This is a genomic window from Bacillus timonensis, from assembly GCF_000285535.1.
In the GTDB taxonomy this organism is placed as follows: Bacteria; Bacillota; Bacilli; order Bacillales; family Bacillaceae_L; genus Ferdinandcohnia; species Ferdinandcohnia timonensis.
In genome coordinates this window covers 1,540,727-1,559,017 of the sequence record NZ_HE610985.1, presented here as the reverse complement: position 1 = coordinate 1,559,017, position 18,291 = coordinate 1,540,727, and the positions used below count along the sequence as shown (strand labels likewise).

The 18,291-nt window shown below is 38.2% G+C and carries 18 protein-coding genes; 12 read left to right on the top strand and 6 right to left on the bottom strand.

Features of this window, described 5'->3' with window-relative positions; genetic code table 11:
* The first annotated feature begins 26 nt into the window (after nt 1-26).
* The 10 genes from BTHG_RS08070 to BTHG_RS08025 all read left to right on the top strand — a co-directional run bounded on the left by BTHG_RS08070 (nt 27) and on the right by BTHG_RS08025 (nt 12,482).
* Nucleotides 27-2,060, top strand: a complete 2,034-nt coding sequence (locus BTHG_RS08070) for a hydantoinase/oxoprolinase family protein (protein ID WP_010283669.1) — start codon at nt 27-29, stop codon at nt 2,058-2,060.
* A 2-nt stretch (nt 2,061-2,062) separates the two neighbouring features.
* On the top strand, nt 2,063-2,425 hold the full coding sequence (locus BTHG_RS08065; RefSeq protein ID WP_010283668.1) for an acetone carboxylase subunit gamma: 363 nt from the start codon (nt 2,063-2,065) through the stop codon (nt 2,423-2,425).
* 14 nt (nt 2,426-2,439) lie between these two features.
* Nucleotides 2,440-4,605 carry a hydantoinase/oxoprolinase family protein gene (locus tag BTHG_RS08060; protein ID WP_010283667.1) on the top strand — a complete coding sequence of 722 codons (2,166 nt, stop codon included), beginning with the start codon at nt 2,440-2,442 and terminating at the stop codon, nt 4,603-4,605.
* The gene (locus BTHG_RS08055) at nt 4,602-6,653 is read left to right on the top strand and encodes a hydantoinase B/oxoprolinase family protein (protein ID WP_010283666.1); all 2,052 of its coding nucleotides are present in this window, start codon (nt 4,602-4,604) and stop codon (nt 6,651-6,653) included. Before BTHG_RS08060 ends, BTHG_RS08055 begins: the two co-directional genes overlap by 4 nt.
* A gap of 27 nt (nt 6,654-6,680) precedes the next feature.
* Nucleotides 6,681-7,622 (top strand): uroporphyrinogen decarboxylase family protein, encoded by a 942-nt coding sequence (locus tag BTHG_RS08050; protein WP_010283665.1) that lies wholly within the window; start codon nt 6,681-6,683, stop codon nt 7,620-7,622.
* Between the two features lie 275 nt (nt 7,623-7,897).
* Nucleotides 7,898-8,695: an SDR family NAD(P)-dependent oxidoreductase gene (locus BTHG_RS08045; protein ID WP_010283664.1), complete on the top strand. Its 798-nt coding sequence runs from the start codon at nt 7,898-7,900 to the stop codon at nt 8,693-8,695.
* 55 nt (nt 8,696-8,750) lie between these two features.
* On the top strand, nt 8,751-9,485 hold the full coding sequence (locus BTHG_RS08040; protein ID WP_010283663.1) for an SDR family NAD(P)-dependent oxidoreductase: 735 nt from the start codon (nt 8,751-8,753) through the stop codon (nt 9,483-9,485).
* Nucleotides 9,486-9,555: 70 nt separating this feature from the next.
* Nucleotides 9,556-9,975 carry a MarR family winged helix-turn-helix transcriptional regulator gene (locus BTHG_RS08035; protein ID WP_010283662.1) on the top strand — a complete coding sequence of 140 codons (420 nt, stop codon included), beginning with the start codon at nt 9,556-9,558 and terminating at the stop codon, nt 9,973-9,975.
* 522 nt (nt 9,976-10,497) lie between these two features.
* The gene (gene guaD / locus BTHG_RS08030; RefSeq protein ID WP_010283661.1) at nt 10,498-11,871 is read left to right on the top strand and encodes a guanine deaminase; all 1,374 of its coding nucleotides are present in this window, start codon (nt 10,498-10,500) and stop codon (nt 11,869-11,871) included.
* A gap of 179 nt (nt 11,872-12,050) precedes the next feature.
* Complete coding sequence (locus BTHG_RS08025) at nt 12,051-12,482, top strand: DUF2383 domain-containing protein (protein WP_010283660.1); 432 nt, start codon at nt 12,051-12,053, stop codon at nt 12,480-12,482.
* Between the two features lie 94 nt (nt 12,483-12,576).
* On the opposite strand, the gene BTHG_RS08020 is transcribed toward BTHG_RS08025, so the two are convergent.
* The 4 genes from BTHG_RS08020 to BTHG_RS08005 form a co-directional block, all read right to left on the bottom strand.
* Nucleotides 12,577-12,942 (bottom strand): carboxymuconolactone decarboxylase family protein, encoded by a 366-nt coding sequence (locus BTHG_RS08020; RefSeq protein WP_010283659.1) that lies wholly within the window; start codon nt 12,940-12,942, stop codon nt 12,577-12,579.
* 26 nt (nt 12,943-12,968) lie between these two features.
* Nucleotides 12,969-13,103 (bottom strand): hypothetical protein, encoded by a 135-nt coding sequence (locus BTHG_RS27625; RefSeq protein ID WP_269719484.1) that lies wholly within the window; start codon nt 13,101-13,103, stop codon nt 12,969-12,971.
* A gap of 102 nt (nt 13,104-13,205) precedes the next feature.
* A complete protein-coding gene (gene splB / locus BTHG_RS08010; protein ID WP_010283658.1) occupies nt 13,206-14,234 on the bottom strand; it encodes a spore photoproduct lyase in 1,029 nt (342 codons plus the stop codon).
* A complete protein-coding gene (locus BTHG_RS08005) occupies nt 14,231-14,479 on the bottom strand; it encodes a transcriptional regulator SplA (protein WP_010283657.1) in 249 nt (82 codons plus the stop codon). The genes splB and BTHG_RS08005 overlap by 4 nt, the downstream gene beginning before the upstream one ends.
* Before the next feature lie 248 nt (nt 14,480-14,727).
* Here BTHG_RS08005 and BTHG_RS08000 point away from each other — a divergent pair, with 248 nt between their 5' ends.
* Nucleotides 14,728-15,153, top strand: a complete 426-nt coding sequence (locus BTHG_RS08000; protein WP_010283656.1) for a YugN family protein — start codon at nt 14,728-14,730, stop codon at nt 15,151-15,153.
* 54 nt (nt 15,154-15,207) lie between these two features.
* Here the strand turns inward: BTHG_RS08000 and uvsE (BTHG_RS07995) are convergent, their stop codons facing one another.
* Nucleotides 15,208-16,173: a UV DNA damage repair endonuclease UvsE gene (uvsE, locus tag BTHG_RS07995; RefSeq protein WP_026021740.1), complete on the bottom strand. Its 966-nt coding sequence runs from the start codon at nt 16,171-16,173 to the stop codon at nt 15,208-15,210.
* 76 nt (nt 16,174-16,249) lie between these two features.
* Nucleotides 16,250-17,203, bottom strand: coding sequence for a UV DNA damage repair endonuclease UvsE (gene uvsE, locus BTHG_RS07990; protein ID WP_010283654.1), 954 nt, complete (start codon nt 17,201-17,203; stop codon nt 16,250-16,252).
* 240 nt (nt 17,204-17,443) lie between these two features.
* Between uvsE (BTHG_RS07990) and BTHG_RS07985 the strand changes: the two genes are divergently transcribed.
* A complete protein-coding gene (locus BTHG_RS07985) occupies nt 17,444-18,274 on the top strand; it encodes a hypothetical protein (RefSeq protein WP_010283653.1) in 831 nt (276 codons plus the stop codon).
* The last annotated feature ends 17 nt before the right edge of the window (nt 18,275-18,291 follow it).

Below are 18,291 nucleotides of genomic sequence, written 5' to 3'. Positions count from 1 at the left end.
AAATATGTATTTAGGGAGGGTTTTACATGGCACAATACACTGTTGATATTGATACTGGAGGAACTTTTACTGATGGATTTTTTTCCTTTGGGGACCGTTTTGAGGTGGTAAAAGTAGAAACGACGCCACACGATTTAACAGTTTGTTTTAATAATTGCATTACCGAGGGTGCAAAACGATTTGGTCTTGAAAATGTAAGCGATTTCTTAAAAGAAACGAAAACGATTAGACTTTCAACAACGGTTGGAACAAACTCCATCATTCAAAGAACCGGACCGAAACTAGGGTTGATTGTAACAAAAGGGTTCGAAGAATCGCTGTACCAAGATGGCAAAAACCCCATTTTAAATTTTCTAGTACAAGAAGATTTAATAGTATCCATTGATGAAGAGGTATCCGAAAGTGGTGAAGTGCTGAAATCAATCGATGAGGCAGAAGTTAAACGAGTAACGAAAAAATTATTAGAGCTTGGAACAAGAGTTATTGTTGTTAGCTTAAAAAATGCACATGCAAATAATCAGAATGAGAAACTAGTTCGAAAGATTATCCAGGAAGACTTTCCAAAACATTATCTTGGTACTAAACCAATTCAACTTGGAAGCGATATTAGTTCACGATCAGATAATGGGGTTCGAACAAATGCTGCGGTTGTTAACGCTTACTTACATCGTGATATGGTGAAGTATTTGTATAAAGCGGATGAGGGCTTAAGACAAAAGGGATATACAAAGCCATTATTGATTGCACACTCTAATGGTGGGGTTGCACGTGTAGCAAAAACGAAAGCGTTGGACACGTACAATTCAGGTCCTGCAGCAGGATTAATGGGAACAAGGTACATCGGTGATATGTACGGACTCGATAATATCATGTCTGTTGATGTGGGAGGAACGAGTACAGATGTTGGATTAATTTCAAATGGGGAGCTTACATTTGATACTGAATCAAGTATTGCAGAGATTCCTGTCCATGCACCTTTAATCCATGTCTTATCAGTTGGCGGTGGCGGTGGAACAATCGCTAAAGTCTCACCGGATGGAAAAATTGAATTAGGCCCGGAAAGTGCGGGAGCAGTTCCTGGACCAGCATGTTTTGGATTAGGCGGGACAAAACCAACAGTGACAGATGCATGTGTAGTTCTAGGTATTGTTGACCCGGATTATTTCTTAGGAGGAACAAAGAAAATATCAAAGGAAAAAGCAATCGACGCCATTCAAAAATGGATTGCAAGACCTTTAAATATTTCAAATGAAGAAGCGGCAACACTTATTGTTGATAAAATCGAACAAATTGGTGCTGATACGCTAAAACAGCTTTCGAACGAAAGAGGAAAAAATATCAACGATTTCCAACTGTTTTCATTTGGCGGTGGTGGAGGCTTATTCTCTGCAGGAATGGCTAAGAAAAGTGGAATCAAAAAGATATTTACATTCCCATTTAGTTCTGTTTTTAGCGCATTCGGATTATCAACAGCTGACATTTCCCATACGTATCAGGAACGTGTGGATTTCCAATTTAGTCCAAGCCGAAATGTTGGACAATTCATTACAAATGCAAAAGTCAGTCTCGAAAATATGAAAAAAAGCTCACATCGTGATATGCGTGGAGAAGGGTTTACTCCTGAATCCATACGATATGAAGTTTCCTTAGAGGTAGCTTCAGAGGATGAAAAGGTGAGAGATATTTTCTTCTTACCTAGTGATGTATTTCATAGTAAAAACGAACAGTACCTAAAAGAAAAATTACAATCGATTGCTAATCAATTAGGTTCAAACGGAATTACAATCGAATTTATTCGATTAAATAGTTATGTGAGCGTTTCTCACTTTGCGTTGCCTTCCTTAGAGTTAGTTACTACCATTCCTGAACCGAAATCGGTTAGATCGATTTACTGGAAAGGAAATGTCATTGATACAAACATTTATGACATTGAAGGATTAAAGCCTGGTCATCAAATTAATGGACCTGCTGTTTTAGAAAGCTCGAATACAACCATTGTCGTTCCAATCGGTGCAAAGTTTAGAATGGATCAACATTTAAACGGAATTATGGAGGTGTAAGGATGAGAAAAAAGATAACTGAATATATTGCTGTTGATTTAGATAAAGAAGTATGGGTTTGTGAGAAATGTGATCATGAATTAAATTCAGCACATGAGAATTACAAGAAAGGCTGCCTTATTTATGACCGTGATCCAAGTGAAATTCATCAACCACATGTAGAGGGAGATTACACGTTCTCTCCAGATGCAAATTGGGTTCGTTTAGTTGAATTTTATTGCCCAGGCTGCGGTACATTGGTGGAAACAGAGGTTCTTGCACCAGGACATCCAATTACACATGACATTCAAGTTGATTTAGAAGCATTGAAACAAAAAGCTGTTGAAGAAGAAAAACAACAGTTGAAAGTATTTAAAAATGTGTAAAGGAGGAAGAATTCATGACAAAAAAAAGTAGGGCGACAATCGATATTGATATCGGGGGAACGTTTACAGATTGCTTTATCCGATACGGAAATCAATCTGTTATATCTAAAAGTCCAACAACTGGTTATGACTTATCAGTAGGTTTCATTAAAGCTATAGAAAATGGAGCAGATCTTCTTGATTTAGCTATTGATGAATTATTGGAAGAGACAGATATGATTCGGTATTCCACAACAGTTGCGATGAACAAATTAATCGAACGAAAAGGACCCAAGCTTGGTTTTATTACTACTGAAGGTTATGAGGATATGCTCTATATCGGAAAGGGAAGCCAATGGCAAGATGGCATTAGTTCACTAGAAAGCCGGAAAATTGCCGAAGTAAGCAAACCGATTCCATTAATTCCGAGAGAAAATGTAGTAGGCGTTAAAGAGCGAATTGATTATACAGGAGAAGTACTACGTCCACTTGATGAAGAAGATTTTAAAGATAAACTTCAATACTTAGTCGACCAAGGAGTAATGGGGTTTGTCGTATCTACTTTATGGTCCTTTAAAAACCCTATACACGAAAAGAGAATAAAGGAACTTATCGAAGAGGAATACCCTGAATATTATCTCGGGAACATGCCAGTCGTTCTTTCGAGCGAGGTCATGCCGAAGAGATATGAATATACTCGCTCTAATATGGCAATTTTAAATGCTTATCTTCACCAAGCTATGGCAGAAGAGTTATCTAATATTGGGGACGAATTACGTGATTTGGGGTACAGGAATCCACTATTGATGGTTCACAATACTGGAGGAATGGCAGAGGTTTTCCGTACATCAGCCGTTAACACATATAATGGTGGTCCTGTGGCTGGAATTATAGGAAGTAATCAAATTGGTAAACTTTATGATTACCCTAATATCGTAGTTACGGATATGGGTGGCACAAGCTTTGACATCGGGCTTGTTGTAGACGGTGAAACCAATAATTATCAATTTAAACCAGTTATAGACCGTTGGCTTGTTGATATGACAATGCTTGAGAGTAAATCAATTGGAACTGGTGGGGGCTCAATTGCATGGATTAACGATGTACTGGGCGGAAGGCTAGAGGTTGGTCCTCGAAGTGCAGGAAGTTTTCCAGGTCCAGTAGCTTATGATCAAGGAGGAACCGAGCCAACAGTTACAGACGCAGACCTTGTGTTAGGTTATCTAAATCCGGATTATTTTCATGGAGGCAATTTAACATTAAATATTGAAAAAGCAAAACAAGTGATAGAAGAAAAGATTGCTAAGCCATTAGGTGTAGACGTTTATGAAGCTGCTTATCTCATTAAAAAAGTTTGCGATGGAAATATGGCAAATATTATTCAGAAAGAAACGTCACTTCAAGGAAATGACCCAAAAGATTTCGTGCTATTTGCTTTAGGTGGTGGCGGTCCTGTACATGGAGCTGGTTTTGGGTTTGATGCAGATATTCCAAAAACAATTGTTCTACAACAATCACCTGTTTTCTGTGCCTTTTCATCTTCCATGATGGACGTCATGCACATTTATGAGCAATCAAAACACATCATTCTACTAGAGCCTGGAACTAAGAAGTTTTTAACCGATTATGAAACTCTTAATTCGGTTGTACGTAGTTTACAGGAAAAAGCAATTCGGGATATTACGGGCGAAGGATTTAATGCAGAAGATATTCACTATCAATTGGAGCTAGATATGAAATATGGTGGACAGCTAAATATTAAGAGAGCTGTTTCACCTACACTCTTCTTAAATAGCCCTGAGGATGTACAAAATCTTTGGGATAATTTTACAGAAGAATACTCGAATGCATATAGTTCTATTGCAGTTTACCCTGAAGGTGGAGTAGAAATTGAAAATATTGTATTAAAAGCAATCGTTCCACAGGAGAAATTTCAGTTTATTCAACATGAATCAGTGAGTGAAGATGGAAGCCATGCCATCAAAGGAACTCGAAAAGCGTACTGGCCAGAACTTGGAGGGTTTGTCGACACGAACATTTATCAACTTGAAGACTTAAGAAGCGGCAATAAAATTGAAGGTCCTGCTTTAATAGAATCACCACATACAACGGTTGTAATACCACCGAATGTGGTTTATTCAGTTGATCAATATTTAAATGGTGTCATTGAAAAGAAAATGGTTGAGGGGGTAACGGCATGATTGATTTTGGAATTAATGAACGAATCCATCCAGAACCAATAGATGAATTTGAACAGATGTCCCTTGAAGGGTTAAAGCCTGGCGAATATGAAATTTATAGTGAAAAATTAAACCAATTAGTGCTCGAAGCTAAAGAAGTGTTAACGAAAATAGGAGTGTCCTCCATGCTTCACTCAGGGGATATTGTTGTAGGCTTATATACAGCAAAAGGAGATCTTGTTGCTGCCTATTGTGGGGTATATCTACATGCTGTTACGACTCAAATTGGAATTAAATACATTCTTAAGCATTATAAGGATGACCCTACAATTGGTATTAAAGAAGGAGATATTTTCTATGCAAACGAGGCGCTCTATGGGGGAGTTCATAACCCAGACCAAGTTGCGGTTATGCCAATTTTCCATAATGGTGAACTGGTTGCTTGGTCCGCAGCAGCGGTGCATCAGCCAGAAACAGGTGCTATTGAACCAGGTGGTATGCCGCTAACAGCAAAGTCTCGAGCAGATGAAGGAATGAAATTACCGCCAATTAAAATTGGTGAAAACTATGAAATTAGAAATGATATGTTGAATATGATGGCAAATATGGTATCTAGAGCTCCAAGAATGCAGATTATTGATACAAAAGCTCGTGTAGCCGCATGTGATCGTTTGCGGGTTCGTGTCCAACAATTAATAGAAAAAAAGGGAGTAGATTTAGTTGTTGGCGTGATGAGAAAAATGTTAATCGTTGCTGAAGAAGGGGCTCGTAAACGCATTTCAAGCTGGCAGGATGGCGTTTACCGTTCGGTTTCATTCATGGATACAATGGGAACAACAGACTCATTGATGCGTTGTGCCCTCACGTTAACAAAAAAGGGGGACTCCCTTACATTTGATTTCACAGGTTCATCACCTGAAAATGATGGCTCATTTAATAGTTTTATGCACATCGTTCGTGCACATATTGCAATCTATTTATTTGGTGTCCCTTTTGCAGACTTACCAACATCATCTGGTATATTTTCTTCCATAAAGGTAATTGTTCCACAAGGTACGTTTTTAAATGCGAGTGTAGATGCTTCGGTTGCGAACTCACCGATTACCAACAGCTGTGTATTATCAACAACATCGAATGCTTTTGCAAAAATGCTTTATGCAAGTGGTGTAAACGAACTTTCAACAAGTGGCTACGGTGCAGGTGGTTGTGCAGTAGTAATCGCGGGTCAAAACCAATGGGGAGTTCCATTTGCTGATATGCTTGCAAACGTACTGAATAGTGAAGGCAGTGGAGCTAGAACAAATCGAGATGGAGATAACTCCTTTGGTTTCCCTTGGGGCTGGTGGGGGAAAGCTCCGGATGTAGAAGATATGGAGAATGAGCAGCCACATGTACATTTGTACTTTAAGCATTGGAAGGATTCAGGTGGTTTTGGAAAATATCGTGGTGGGGCAGGAACGAATGTGGCATGGGCTGTAAAAGGCGTCCCATTCTTAGTTTATCAATCTATTATTAAACATCATAAAGTTCCAATCACACAGGGTTTATTTGGCGGATATCCACCTCCGTCACATCCAGGTATTAAGATTGTGAATGCAAATTACTTTGAGAAAATGAAAAATGGTGATGCTGATATTCCTGTCGATACGACGGACCTTGTAAAAAATCGTTCAATTGAGGGAGATTACATGGTAGAGCGTGCACCACGTCCGGCAGCACCAGTCATTGATGGAGATATCTATGTAGCAAATTCAACCGGTGGTGGTGGATATGGTGATGTGCTTGATCGTGATCCGGAAAATGTAATCAAGGACTTAAAGGATGAGCTTATTTCGGATTGGGTAGCTGAGAATGTATATAAAGTGTCCTATGACCGTGAAAAGCTTACTTTAGATGAGGAAAAAACAGAAAAACTAAGAGAAGCGGAAAAACAGAATCGACTAGCGCGAGGAAAAAGCTACGATGAATTTATGGTTGAATGGTCCACAAAGCAACCACCAGAAGAAGCACTTATCTACTATGGCAGCTGGCCGGATGCAAAGCCTACACGCCAAATTGTCCGTATGTAAAATCTGTAAAAATGAAGGAGTTCTTTTATGGATAAAAAAGAATTAGTTCAAAAGTTTTTTAAAGGTCGGGCTGTCACTCGACCTCCTTTTCTCCCATTGGTAGGTACGTATTTAACAAAAGTAGATCAAGTATCCATCCCTTCGATATTACAAGATGCCAACACCTTTTATTCGGCATTGGTGAATACTCAAAAACTTCTAGGCTATGATGCGCTTATTTTACCAGCAGATTGTTCATTGGAAGCAGAAGCGTTTGGTGGAACTGTTGAATGGAAGGATCAAGAAATGCCTAGTGTAATTAAAGTACCAATCTCTCAGGAATTATTAGTAGGCGACTTTTTGGAAAGAGGAAGAATACCAGTTGTAAAAGAAGTGGTGGAGCGATTGGTCAAAGTTCAAGGGAAAGATTTACCGATTATCGCAACTATAACTGGTCCTGTTACCATTCTCAAAACTCTTTATGGGTCAGAAATCAATTCAGATCTAGCATTAAAGAAAAAGCGGGCTGAAGAAATAATACAAGCCATGATAGGACTTTGTAAGGCATTCGGCGATGCAAAGGTGGACGGAATTCTTATTAATGAAGATTTGTTAGATCCCGCATTATGGGAAGAATGTAAGGACGTTTATAAACCACTATTCAATGTCATTAAATATTACAATATTTTTGGCATTTTGCGCTTATCGTCCAGTGTTGATGCATTTGAATCCTCAAGCTATTTACCAGATGTTGTCTTAGGATCAAGGAAATTCATTGCGATTACTCCTTCAGTGAAAACAAAAGGCATTGCACTCCCAACTTCAATATGGGAAGAAAATTTAGAACTTACTCAGTTCGTTTCTTTGTGGAAAGAAAACAAAAAAAGAAGAATGTTTTTATCTTCTAGCCAACCACTTGATTTAGAACTAAATTTAAACAATCTTCAAGAAAAAATTGCAATGATTTGTAATGAGGAAAACTGGCTTTAATCGTGGGTAGGAAGGGGAATCCATCGTCGTATCATATTTCTCATGGGATAGGATGCTTTTCCCAACGACCTAAATATATGAGTAAGATGGGGGTGAAGTGAAAAACTTCAGCCCTTTTTTGCGAATATAAACAGAGTTCAAAGAGCTAAAATACACAAATACTACAAAATATTGTGGTTGCAATATAGAAACGGTTCTGTTAGTATTTAGGTGCCTAATAGTTAGATGTCTAATTATTAAATAGCAAACAATTTTATTTGAAAGGGGCTTCACAAATGGGAAGAGTAATGGACAAAGTTGCGCTAGTAACAGGTGGCGCTTCAGGTATTGGATTATCTTCTGCACTATTATTAGCAAAAGAGGGTGCCAAAGTAGTCATTGCTGATTTTAATGTTGATGGAGCAAAGGCAGCTGCACAGGATATAAAGTCTCGTGGTGGTGAAGCTGTTGGGATTTTCCTTGATGCTGGGGACGAAAACTCTATCAAGGAGGCAATTAAATTTACAGTAAAACAGTTTGGGACTATCAATGTTTTATACAACAACGTTGGCAGTACAAATCTAAAGAAAGATTTGGATGTTGTTAACATGGATCTCGATGAATGGGATCGCCTCATGAATTTGAATTTAAAGAGCGTATTGCTTGGAACTAGATTTGCGATTCCGCATATGATTAAAGCTGGTGGTGGCTCTATTATTAATACAGCATCGATGGCAGGCTTTTTCAGTGACTCCATTCGTTCAGCATATGGAGCATCAAAAGCCGGTGTAGTAATTCTTACAAAATATATTGCTACTCAATATGGAAAAAATAAAATTCGCTGTAACGCGGTTGCACCAGGCTTAATTTTAACACCTGCTGCTAAAAATAATATGACACCTGAGGTATTGGATATTTTTGCGAAATTTAATGCGCTACCATACCATGGAGAGCCTGAGGATATTGGGAACACTGTTGTATTTTTAGCATCAGATGAATCAAAATTTATTACTGGACAAACCATTCAGGTTGAAGGAGGGCATTATATTGCAAATCCGAGTATTGCTGATTTCGAAGATTATATGAAAAAATAGTTAAACTTATCGTGGTGTTAGCGATTCAATTAAAACATTTAGGGAGTGTATGAACATGGGAAGATTGGATAACAAGGTAGCAATTATTACAGGTGGAGCTTCTGGAATTGGTGCAGGGATGGTTCAACTATTCAGTCAAGAAGGTGCAATCGTCATCGCAGCAGACATTAATGAGGCAGCACTTGAAAAGGTTAGTCAACTCGAAAATGTTTATGGAATGAAGCTAAATGTTGCTTCCGACGATGATTGGGCAGCATTAGCAAAAGAAGTGAATGAACGTTTTGGTAAAATTGATATTCTAGTAAATAACGCAGGAATATCCTCAGAGAAACCATATAATGAAATCAATATTGATGATTGGCAAAAAATGCTTTCTATCAATGGTTTTGGTCCTTTTGCTGGGATGAAGCATGTTGCTCCATACATGGTTGTTAGTGGCCAAGGATCGATTATCAACATTTCTTCTTATACAGCACAAATCGGTCAAGGATTTAACCATTATTCGGCCTCCAAGGGTGCAGTTCGTGCTATATCTAAAGCTGCAGCTACAACCTTTGGGCGCAATGGAGTCCGTGTAAATGCCCTATTCCCGGGTATTATTGAAACCCCCATGACTCAAGCTTTAAGTGCATCAAAGGAACTTCTTGGTCATTTAATCCAGGCAACACCGTTACAACGATTAGGCGCTCCTCGGGATATTGCAAATGCAGCATTATTCTTAGCTTCAGATGAATCATCTTTCATTACAGGTGCAGAAATTGTGATTGACGGTGGATTCTCTGCTCAATAATGTGTATGCTAAAAATGAGCCCTTACCTTGATTAAGGGCTCTTATATTTCGAAAGTGGGGAACTACCATTATGAGAGAGCAGACAATTTTTGAAATTTTACATAATATGGATAAGGTCACGAATAATTTAATCATTCAATGGAATAAATTTTTTGAGGGAGATTTAGGTGTCTCTCATATCCTTGTACTTGGTCACTTAAAGTCTCATGGAAAAAGCCGTCCTTCTGATATTGCAAAAGCACTTGGACTTACTCCCCCTACATTAACCCATCTATCAAATAAACTCGTAAAAAGAGGCTTAGTGGTACGAAAACCAGATGATGCCAACCGGAGAGTTATCTTTTTAGAAATTACCGAACACGGAATTGAAGTGTTAACGAAAGCGAATGAAGAAGGAAAGATACTTCGTAGAAAGCTATTCGAAAGGCTGACTGATGAAGAAAGAAAACAATTATTAAGTATATATGAAAAATTAACGAAATTTTTGTGATGAAACATGATAAAGGGCCATGAAATTTACTTTCTGGCTCTATTTTTAGGGTGCAAAATACCATGAAAATATCAAATTTGGCTCTAATTTATCTACTGAATTAGAGCCTTTGTTTTTCAATGCTTAGAAACTATTAAACATCAATTTAGATAAAGTTATGACATCGGTTTTTTGAGCCGGAATCTCTCCGTCTATATAACCCTTTTTCAATAAAAATTACTAGTTAAGCGGAATTGTCCCGTCTATTTATCTGCTAGGGTGCTTAACCTTATCCCCTAACCGTTAAATTCGGACCGTTTTAATACTAGTTGCGGGAATCTCCAACTTGTTATCAACCAGCTTATAAAAATAAATAAAATTGGAACTCAAATTGTCACTGCAAATGCCAGAAGTTTTGACCATCTTTTTTAACTCTACATTATTGTTCATGCCCACTTAACGATGTTTTAGAAAGAGAAGAACATTATTTCTATTCACGTATGCTATAATATACGCAAAAAAACGAGATACAGGTGATAATATATGAGTAATTATACAAGAGTATTTCATGGGACTGCTTTTACGAGCCGTTCGAATAAGGAAGTTGAAATTTTAAAGGACCATCTTTTTTGTGTAAATGAAGATGGGATGATTAAAAAAGTGATTGGTCCAGAGCACAGTGAATATCAACCACTGGTAGAAGCCTATCAAGATACTAGTAACTATCATCGGTTAGCAGAAGGACAATATTTTTTACCTGGTTTTATTGATTTGCATGTTCATGCGCCACAATGGGCACAAGCGGGGACAGCATTGGATATTCCACTTTATGATTGGTTGAATACATATACATTTCCGATTGAAGCAAAATTTGAAGATATTGACTTTGCGAAAAAGGTATACAACGAAGTGGTAACTACCTTGATTGCAAATGGTACGACAACGGCACTTTATTTTGCGACGGTTCATAAAGAAGCAAGCTTCCTTTTGGCTCAAATCTGTGCTGAAAAAGGTCAACGCGGGTTAGTTGGTAAAGTGGTGATGGATAATCCAGACCAAACAGAGGAATGTTATCGTGACCATGATACAAAAACAGCATTGGTCGAAACGGAAGATTTTATTTTAGCTGTAAAGGAATTGGCAAAATCAACAAAGCAGGGAGTATACCCGGTGGTAACGCCTCGATTTATCCCAAGTTGTACGGATGAAGCGCTAAAAGGGTTAGGGGAATTAGCAGCAAAATACAATACACATATCCAATCGCATTGCAGTGAAAGTGATTGGGAACATGGATATGTCAAAGAGCGTTTTGATAAAAACGATGCGTTTGCACTTAATGACTTTGGGTTATTACGCGAAAAGTCAGTAATGGCGCATTGCAACTTTTTAACTGACCAAGATGCAGAATTATTTGCTGAAAAAGGTACTGCTGTCTGCCATTGCCCTATATCCAATGCCTATTTTGCCAATAGCGTAATTCCAATCGCCCGCCTTCAATCTAAAGGAGTAGAAATCGGCTTGGGTTCTGATATATCTGGTGGATTTTCACCAAGTTTATTTGATAATGTAAAACAGGCCGTTATTTCTTCAAGGATGTTGGAGGATGGAGTGGATTCGACTCTACCAGCAAATGAGCGAGGTGTTCCTAATTCACGAATTACCCTTGATGAGGCATTCTATTTGGCAACGGCTGGAGGTGGGGAAAGTTTAAGCTTACCAATCGGCCGATTAGCAGAAAATTATGTGTGGGATGCACAGATTATTGATACCACAGTGGAAACAGCGAAACTTCCTCTTTACGATACAGCAGAAAAGTTACATGATATCTTTCAAAAAATCATCTACCTCTCCCGACCAGAAAATATTCGGGAAGTATGGGTGCAAGGCCAAAAGGTCTGGGACAGAGGTACGTATTAAATAGGCCTTCTAAAAACAATAGAGCAGATAGGAACTTTTCAACCAGGTAATAAAAACTTGTCTTTGAAAATGTAGGCAAGCGGTTTTATAAGAATAAAAACCATTTTTCAATGCAATCTATTAAGGATGATAATTCAGGGCAGTAATTTTACTAGATATTTTCGAATGGATGTGAGGCTTTGAAAGACAAAGAAATAGTAGTTGAAGAACTTAATACTTTATTAAGAGGTACATATATGGGGATTCGTGCTTTTGAACACCATATTCAGAAGCTGGATGATCCTCAAATGAAACAAACAATCCAATCGATTCAACAAGAAGCTAAAATCAATGCACAGAAGCTTTCAGAACGAATTCAAAATTTAAATGGTATGCCTGCGAATAGTGAAGGCGTAACGGGAACAATGCATGGTTATATGCATAAAGTCATGCTTTCTGATAATCCAGACGAAATTTTAAAAGATGCTATAGAGGGATTAGAAAAATATGGTGTGGAATATTCAGAAGAACTGGTGAAAGGTGACCTTGATCCGGAAAGTAGGAAAGTGGCAGAAGAAGTAATAGATACAAGTCGCAAACATGCAGACATTATAAAAAAACTTTTGAAGTAAACGAAAGGTGAAAGTGACACACCTATCCTTGGATAGTGTGTTTTTTTGGTGGGAAAAAGACAGCCGTAAAGAGGCTGTCTTCGGATACCAGGGTTTATTGCTTTAATTGATTCAATTCCTCAATACTTTCCTGAACAAGAGTAACAGCTTGGCTCATAGCTGCTCCCCCACCAAAAGCGGCAGTTACACCGACAGCTTCAAGAATCTCTTGTTCAGAACAACCTTGATCCAAACAGCCTTTAGTATGATAGATGATACAATATTCATCCTGCGAATATAGGCTTATTCCTAACGCAATTAGCTGTTTTTGTTTTTGGGATAAGACTCCTTCTTTAAAGCACTCTTCGGTAAAAGCGTTATATAATTCAGCAAGCTTTGGCATTTTTTTTGTGAAAATACCTACACCGGTCTTATAATCAAGAAGTGCAGCCTCTGTTGAATTCCTAGCTTCAATTTCCATAAAGGTTACCTCATTTCTATAGCGATCTATTTATTTCTTTTTGCATTTGGATCCATGCTATTTGCTCCATAGTCTGGAACATGGCTCGCGTGTTCTTCATGGTATCTGGAACCTGAACCAACTTCACTATTTCGTTGTTTGTTCTTTTTTTGTTTTGCCATGATTCTCACCTCTGAACTTTTTTAGACAAAAGGAAAAGGTTCTTTGATGCAACGATTGAGACAAGGAACCTGTCCCATGTCCCACAGTATTGTTACCTTGATTTATGTGAAGTATTCTAATTTAGCGTTCGGAAAAAATTTTTCCATGTACGAGTACAGGTGTTTTTTAATATCTTCTTCTTCGTCTTTTTGATAAATATATTTTCCGATTCCGTATTTACCCCATTTATATCTTCGCTTTTCTTCATCTAATTCTAATTTGGTCATTGGGTAATTTTTTTCGATGACTCTTTTTGCCGGTTTTGTAAACCGGTGTTGAATAAATTCAAACGTTAAGTCCTTTTTTGCTTCTGGTGGTAATTCTGCTTCTAGGCGCTCAAACATCTTATAGTACCCATCTTGCCAGCCTTCATGAAGATAGATGGGAGCTATAATAAATCCAAGTGGATATCCAGCTCTTGCGACTTTGCCTGCAGCCTCGATTCTTTTTTCTAATGGAGAAGTCCCAGGTTCAAAGTTTTTCACAACATAATCAGCATTCATACTAAAACGAAACCGAGTCTTCCCGTTGTGTTTCGCATCCAGTAAGTGATCAACATGATGAAATTTCGTTACAAACCGTAATTTTCCATATTCCGATTTTCCGAAGTGCTCAATCGCTCTTTTGAGAGTATGTGTGAGGTGATCAATCCCTACTATATCCGATGTACAAGATGCTTCAAATCTGGTGATTTCTGGGGCACGCTCTTCCATATACTTATCAGCCGCATCAAGGATTTCGTCGACATTTACATATGTACGAATATATGGCTTCGACCCCATCGTTGTTTGGAGATAGCAATAATGACAATGCCCCATACAGCCTGTCGCAAAGGGAATCGCGTACTCTGCAGACGGTTTTGAGGTGTCAAATTTTAGGGTTTTACGAATCCCCACTACAAGTGTTGACTTCGCTACTCGGTATTTTTGGAAGTCGTTATCACCAGGTAAGTTTCTCACTTGATTGTGTGAGGTTGTATATCGAATTTCTACATCCATCTTTTCAAACTTTTCAAGGAGCTGTTTTCCTAACGGATAGTCTAATGCTTTTGGCTCGAAATAGATGAGTTTTGGATTAAATGGCTTATTCATTCTAATGTCCCTTCTGAAGTATCCCCATAGTAATATTGATAAGCTTGGTTCGCTTCTTCTTCTGTCGCGTATACGGCAACCTCGTCGGATAATGGGTAATACGTTTCGTACAGAAACAAGGCTAATTCATTCGGTTTTTCAGGATTGTTTACGACGGCAGCAGCTTGGATATTTGCTACATCCTGGGTATGAGGATTCCGATAAAAAACATAGACTACATCTCCAGCTTGATACATTGTTTCCATGACATCACCTTCTCTATGGGACAAAGGGACAGGTCCCTAGTCCCAATATTCAACTGGACTGGGACAATGAACCTGTCCCTGTGTCCCTAAAAAAGGTTAGGATCCTTTTTACTCATTTTTGCAATTTGTTCCTTAAGTTATGACTACTTTATTATGGAAAAAGCATGAGTTTGTTGTATCTATGTATGTCCAGTCACTCTTTTGAAAATAATACCAATAGTAACTATGAATTTTTGAGGTGAAAAAGTGTGATTGCGTTAAATTCAGTAATCGATGGGAAAAAGGCAAATTTTGGTGCAGTTCGTGATGTTTTTGATTCTCACGGATGTAGTTTTTGCAGTAATTTTGAATATGATCAAGGGAAATTTGATGCTGTATTGTGGCGTGAAAATGGAGAAACAATTTATTTACGAGTCCCGTTTTTTGTAGTAGATGGGATGCTCGATCATTCAAGCGCACAAATCCAATTTGGAACACCGTATGTTATTAAGCACATCGTGAATTATGGACTTGACTATGATCAAAACTCATTTGTCACTGCAACAACTGGACTTGATCAATTTCAAGAGCCGCTAGACAAAGACGGTTCAATATCAGATAAAAGTAGATGGGAACAAGCCGGTGTTGAGACAGTCGAGAAAATCTATAACTCCATAAGAGATTTAGTATCGTAGAGGGACGAAGTTTTTTCGTCCCATTTCTAATTAGGTTGATAGACCTGTTTCACCTTATTTCAAATAAAAAGACGAACCGTCGATTATCTCCACGTCATCCCTCATCTTAATTTCCTCAATTAGTTTAAAAAGTGCAGCATCTTTTTTCTTTGCCTCTATCATGCAGTCGATTTGTGGAACACTACCATTTATTTCTTTTAAAAACGTAAAAAACATCTCGATATCTACATAATCAGAATGATGACGAAAGGTTTCAGCACTTTTTGGACTTGATATGTGCATTTTAATCGGGAGTGTGGAATTCTTCCACGTCTGAACCACTCGAGCCCAGTGGATTTCCCAATTAGGATTCTCATGGTGGGCTAGATGGTGATGATAATCAAACACAAGTGGAATCCCAAGTTTTTCGCATAGGTAAAGAGTGTCCTCTAACGTAAATGATGTGTCATCATTTTCGAGCATAATCATTTTTTGAATTTTTGCCGGGACGTCCATCCAATTGGTAACGAAGCGTTCGAGTGACACATCGGTTTCTTTATAATTTCCCCCGACATGCATAACACAGCGATGTTTAGGGTCGATCCCCATCGCTTTTAAAAGAAGATAGTGGAGCTTTAGTGTGCGTACTGAGTTTTTAAAAATTTCCTGTTTTGGGGAATTGATTAAAACAAAATGGTCAGGATGAAAATCAACCCTCATCTTGTGTTCCTTCACGAAATCCCCAATTTCGCGAAGGCTGGCTTTTAATGGTTTAATATAATTCCAATCAGGAAGCTCTTCATGATTGGCTAAGGGGATAAGACGAGAGGTAAGTCGGTAAAAATGAATCTCAGATGCTGCATTATGCTTTAATAGCCTGAGGGTGTTATGTAGATTTGTTAACGCGATACGCTCTAATTTACGAATCGCTGCCTCCCGGTCTTCTATTTTTTGAAATTGAGCAAACGTCATTGTTTTTGACGGAGAAGCATTTTTTAGTTCAGTACTCATTGCCACATAACCAAGTCGAACCATTGTCACCTGCAGTCACCTCACCTATTTTTCCTTCATCCTTTACTCATAGAAATCATGGGACAGTGGACTTGTCCCTTGGTCACTACCATTCCACTGATGAACTAGACATTCGTTTTACACCTCTAATTGAAGAGATTTCTTCTACGAGTTTGTGCATAGCAAGATTTTTTTGTTTTGCCTCGATCATGATATCAAAGTCTTGATTAAGGTCTTTCGCCATTTTTAAAAACGGCATGATGAAGTCTAAGGACACAAAATCGGCATGTGAACGGTATGCTTTATCTGATTTTGGCGAAGAGATATGTACTTTTGGAACAGTAGGCCTTTCCTTCCAAGTATTGAAAATGCGCTCCAAATAAAGGGGGAGGTCAACTTCTCCAATGTTCGCCATATAATGATGATAATCAAGAATCATCGGAATGTTTTCTTTTTCACAGGCGATAAGTGTTTCCTCGACATTATAGGTCTTGTCATCATTTTCAAGCGTCATTTGTTTCTTAACTTCTTTTGGTAGTTTTTTTAGGTTTTTATGGAAACGTATTAAAGAGTTTTCTTTATCACCATAGGCACCGCCAATATGAATATTAAGGATTCCTTTTTCAAGTGCATTCATTGCTTTAAGCATCTTGTAATGAAATTCCATGTCGGCTACTGCATTCGTTGTTACTTCATCTCTCGGACTTGTGAAAAGAGTGAACTGATTAGGGTGAAAGCTAACTCTCATGTTTGATTGTTGGATAAGCTGCCCAAGTTCGTCCCATTCTTGTCTAAAAGGGGTTATGAAATCCCACAACACTTCAGGATGAGTAGCTAGTGGGACAATTGAGCTCGAAAGTCGGTACACCTCTATTTCATGAGCGATATTATAATGTAAAATCCTTTTTGTATGCAGTAAATTTTGGGCGGTAACAAATTTGAGTTTTTCCATGCGTTCTTCTTTCGGAAGTGCAGCATACCGAGTGAAAGTTAATGATTTAGAAGGGCTCGCATCCCATAAATCTAATGCATTCGCGACATAACCAAATCGAATCTTCATCTTTACCCTCTCTTGGGATGTAGGTTCTCGTCCTGGGACGGAGGGACAGGTACCTCGACCCAACATAAATTTGCTGTGGGACAATGAACCTGTCCCTCTGACCCACAGTTTTTGTTATATTTAATGTAAGGAGAATAGGATGTTATTATACAGTTTGTTTTGATTTTTAATGGGGAGTGGGTTTGTATCGAAAAGTATTTTAAGATTTTTGTGGTTTTAGCTTTGGCGGGGAGTTTGATTTTGAATTTTAGTTTCTTATCGAAAGTAAATCAGCTTGAGCAACGTGTAGGGAATATTTCTGACTCTCAACATGACCTTGTGCAACAAATGGATAACCAAGCAAGTCAGGTGAACGCTGAGTTACAAGAGTTTATTGATAAGCAGAGTTGGATGAGTAGAGTAACGATGCAGATTGATAATAATGAGACAAAGAATGGTGAAGCGAAAGCTACTTTTCAATGGCAGGTGAAAGAGCTTCAAAATAATTCTGAAGTAATGTTTCATTACTCTTTTGGTAAGAGCGAGAAATACACGGCTATTCCGGCAGTTAAGTTGGAGGAGGGCCTTTTCCAGGCAAAGATTCCATTTACGTTTGATAAGGAACCACAGTGGAGGATTGGTCTGATTACTCCTGATTCGTATCATAGCGAAGAGGCATCAGAGAAAGAAGCATTGGATGGAGATCAAGATATGATTTCCTTTTATGTAACTGTCTCTTATGATGATAGTGTGAAAAGCAGTGAGCTTCAAAATGAATACTTAAAAGATTATCGATCTAGTTACTATGGCATTATCCAGACCGATGTTCATGTGTTTCGGTCAAAATTAGATATTACCTTAATCAACTATCAAATTGATGAAAAATCGGTTTCTGTACAAAGGGCGATCCTTCTAAAGTATAAAGGAAATACATTAATCGGAGAAGAAGAACTGGAAATGGTGAAAGAGAGTCCACAAGAATATGGTGAGCGTTTTTTTAACCTAAACCAGGTAGAAAAATATGACGACATTAAGCTCGTACTAAAAGTCGTTTATAACAACGGCGATAACTTTGAAAAGGAAATCTATTAAGGGACGGAGGGACAGTG

What these genes read in the sequence shown, in the direction of transcription:
- splB (WP_010283658.1), bottom strand. Translation starts at nt 14,234, where the DNA reads ATGAATAAGCCATTTAATCCAAAACTCATCTATTTCGAGCCAAAAGCA.
- BTHG_RS08070 (WP_010283669.1), top strand. Translation starts at nt 27, where the DNA reads ATGGCACAATACACTGTTGATATTGATACTGGAGGAACTTTTACTGAT.
- BTHG_RS08040 (WP_010283663.1), top strand. Translation starts at nt 8,751, where the DNA reads ATGGGAAGATTGGATAACAAGGTAGCAATTATTACAGGTGGAGCTTCT.
- BTHG_RS27625 (WP_269719484.1), bottom strand. Translation starts at nt 13,103, where the DNA reads ATGGCAAAACAAAAAAAGAACAAACAACGAAATAGTGAAGTTGGTTCA.
- BTHG_RS08020 (WP_010283659.1), bottom strand. Translation starts at nt 12,942, where the DNA reads ATGGAAATTGAAGCTAGGAATTCAACAGAGGCTGCACTTCTTGATTAT.
- BTHG_RS08050 (WP_010283665.1), top strand. Translation starts at nt 6,681, where the DNA reads ATGGATAAAAAAGAATTAGTTCAAAAGTTTTTTAAAGGTCGGGCTGTC.
- BTHG_RS08045 (WP_010283664.1), top strand. Translation starts at nt 7,898, where the DNA reads ATGGGAAGAGTAATGGACAAAGTTGCGCTAGTAACAGGTGGCGCTTCA.
- BTHG_RS08055 (WP_010283666.1), top strand. Translation starts at nt 4,602, where the DNA reads ATGATTGATTTTGGAATTAATGAACGAATCCATCCAGAACCAATAGAT.
- guaD (WP_010283661.1), top strand. Translation starts at nt 10,498, where the DNA reads ATGAGTAATTATACAAGAGTATTTCATGGGACTGCTTTTACGAGCCGT.
- BTHG_RS08035 (WP_010283662.1), top strand. Translation starts at nt 9,556, where the DNA reads ATGAGAGAGCAGACAATTTTTGAAATTTTACATAATATGGATAAGGTC.
- BTHG_RS08065 (WP_010283668.1), top strand. Translation starts at nt 2,063, where the DNA reads ATGAGAAAAAAGATAACTGAATATATTGCTGTTGATTTAGATAAAGAA.
- BTHG_RS08005 (WP_010283657.1), bottom strand. Translation starts at nt 14,479, where the DNA reads ATGGAAACAATGTATCAAGCTGGAGATGTAGTCTATGTTTTTTATCGG.
- uvsE (WP_010283654.1), bottom strand. Translation starts at nt 17,203, where the DNA reads ATGAAGATTCGATTTGGTTATGTCGCGAATGCATTAGATTTATGGGAT.
- BTHG_RS08060 (WP_010283667.1), top strand. Translation starts at nt 2,440, where the DNA reads ATGACAAAAAAAAGTAGGGCGACAATCGATATTGATATCGGGGGAACG.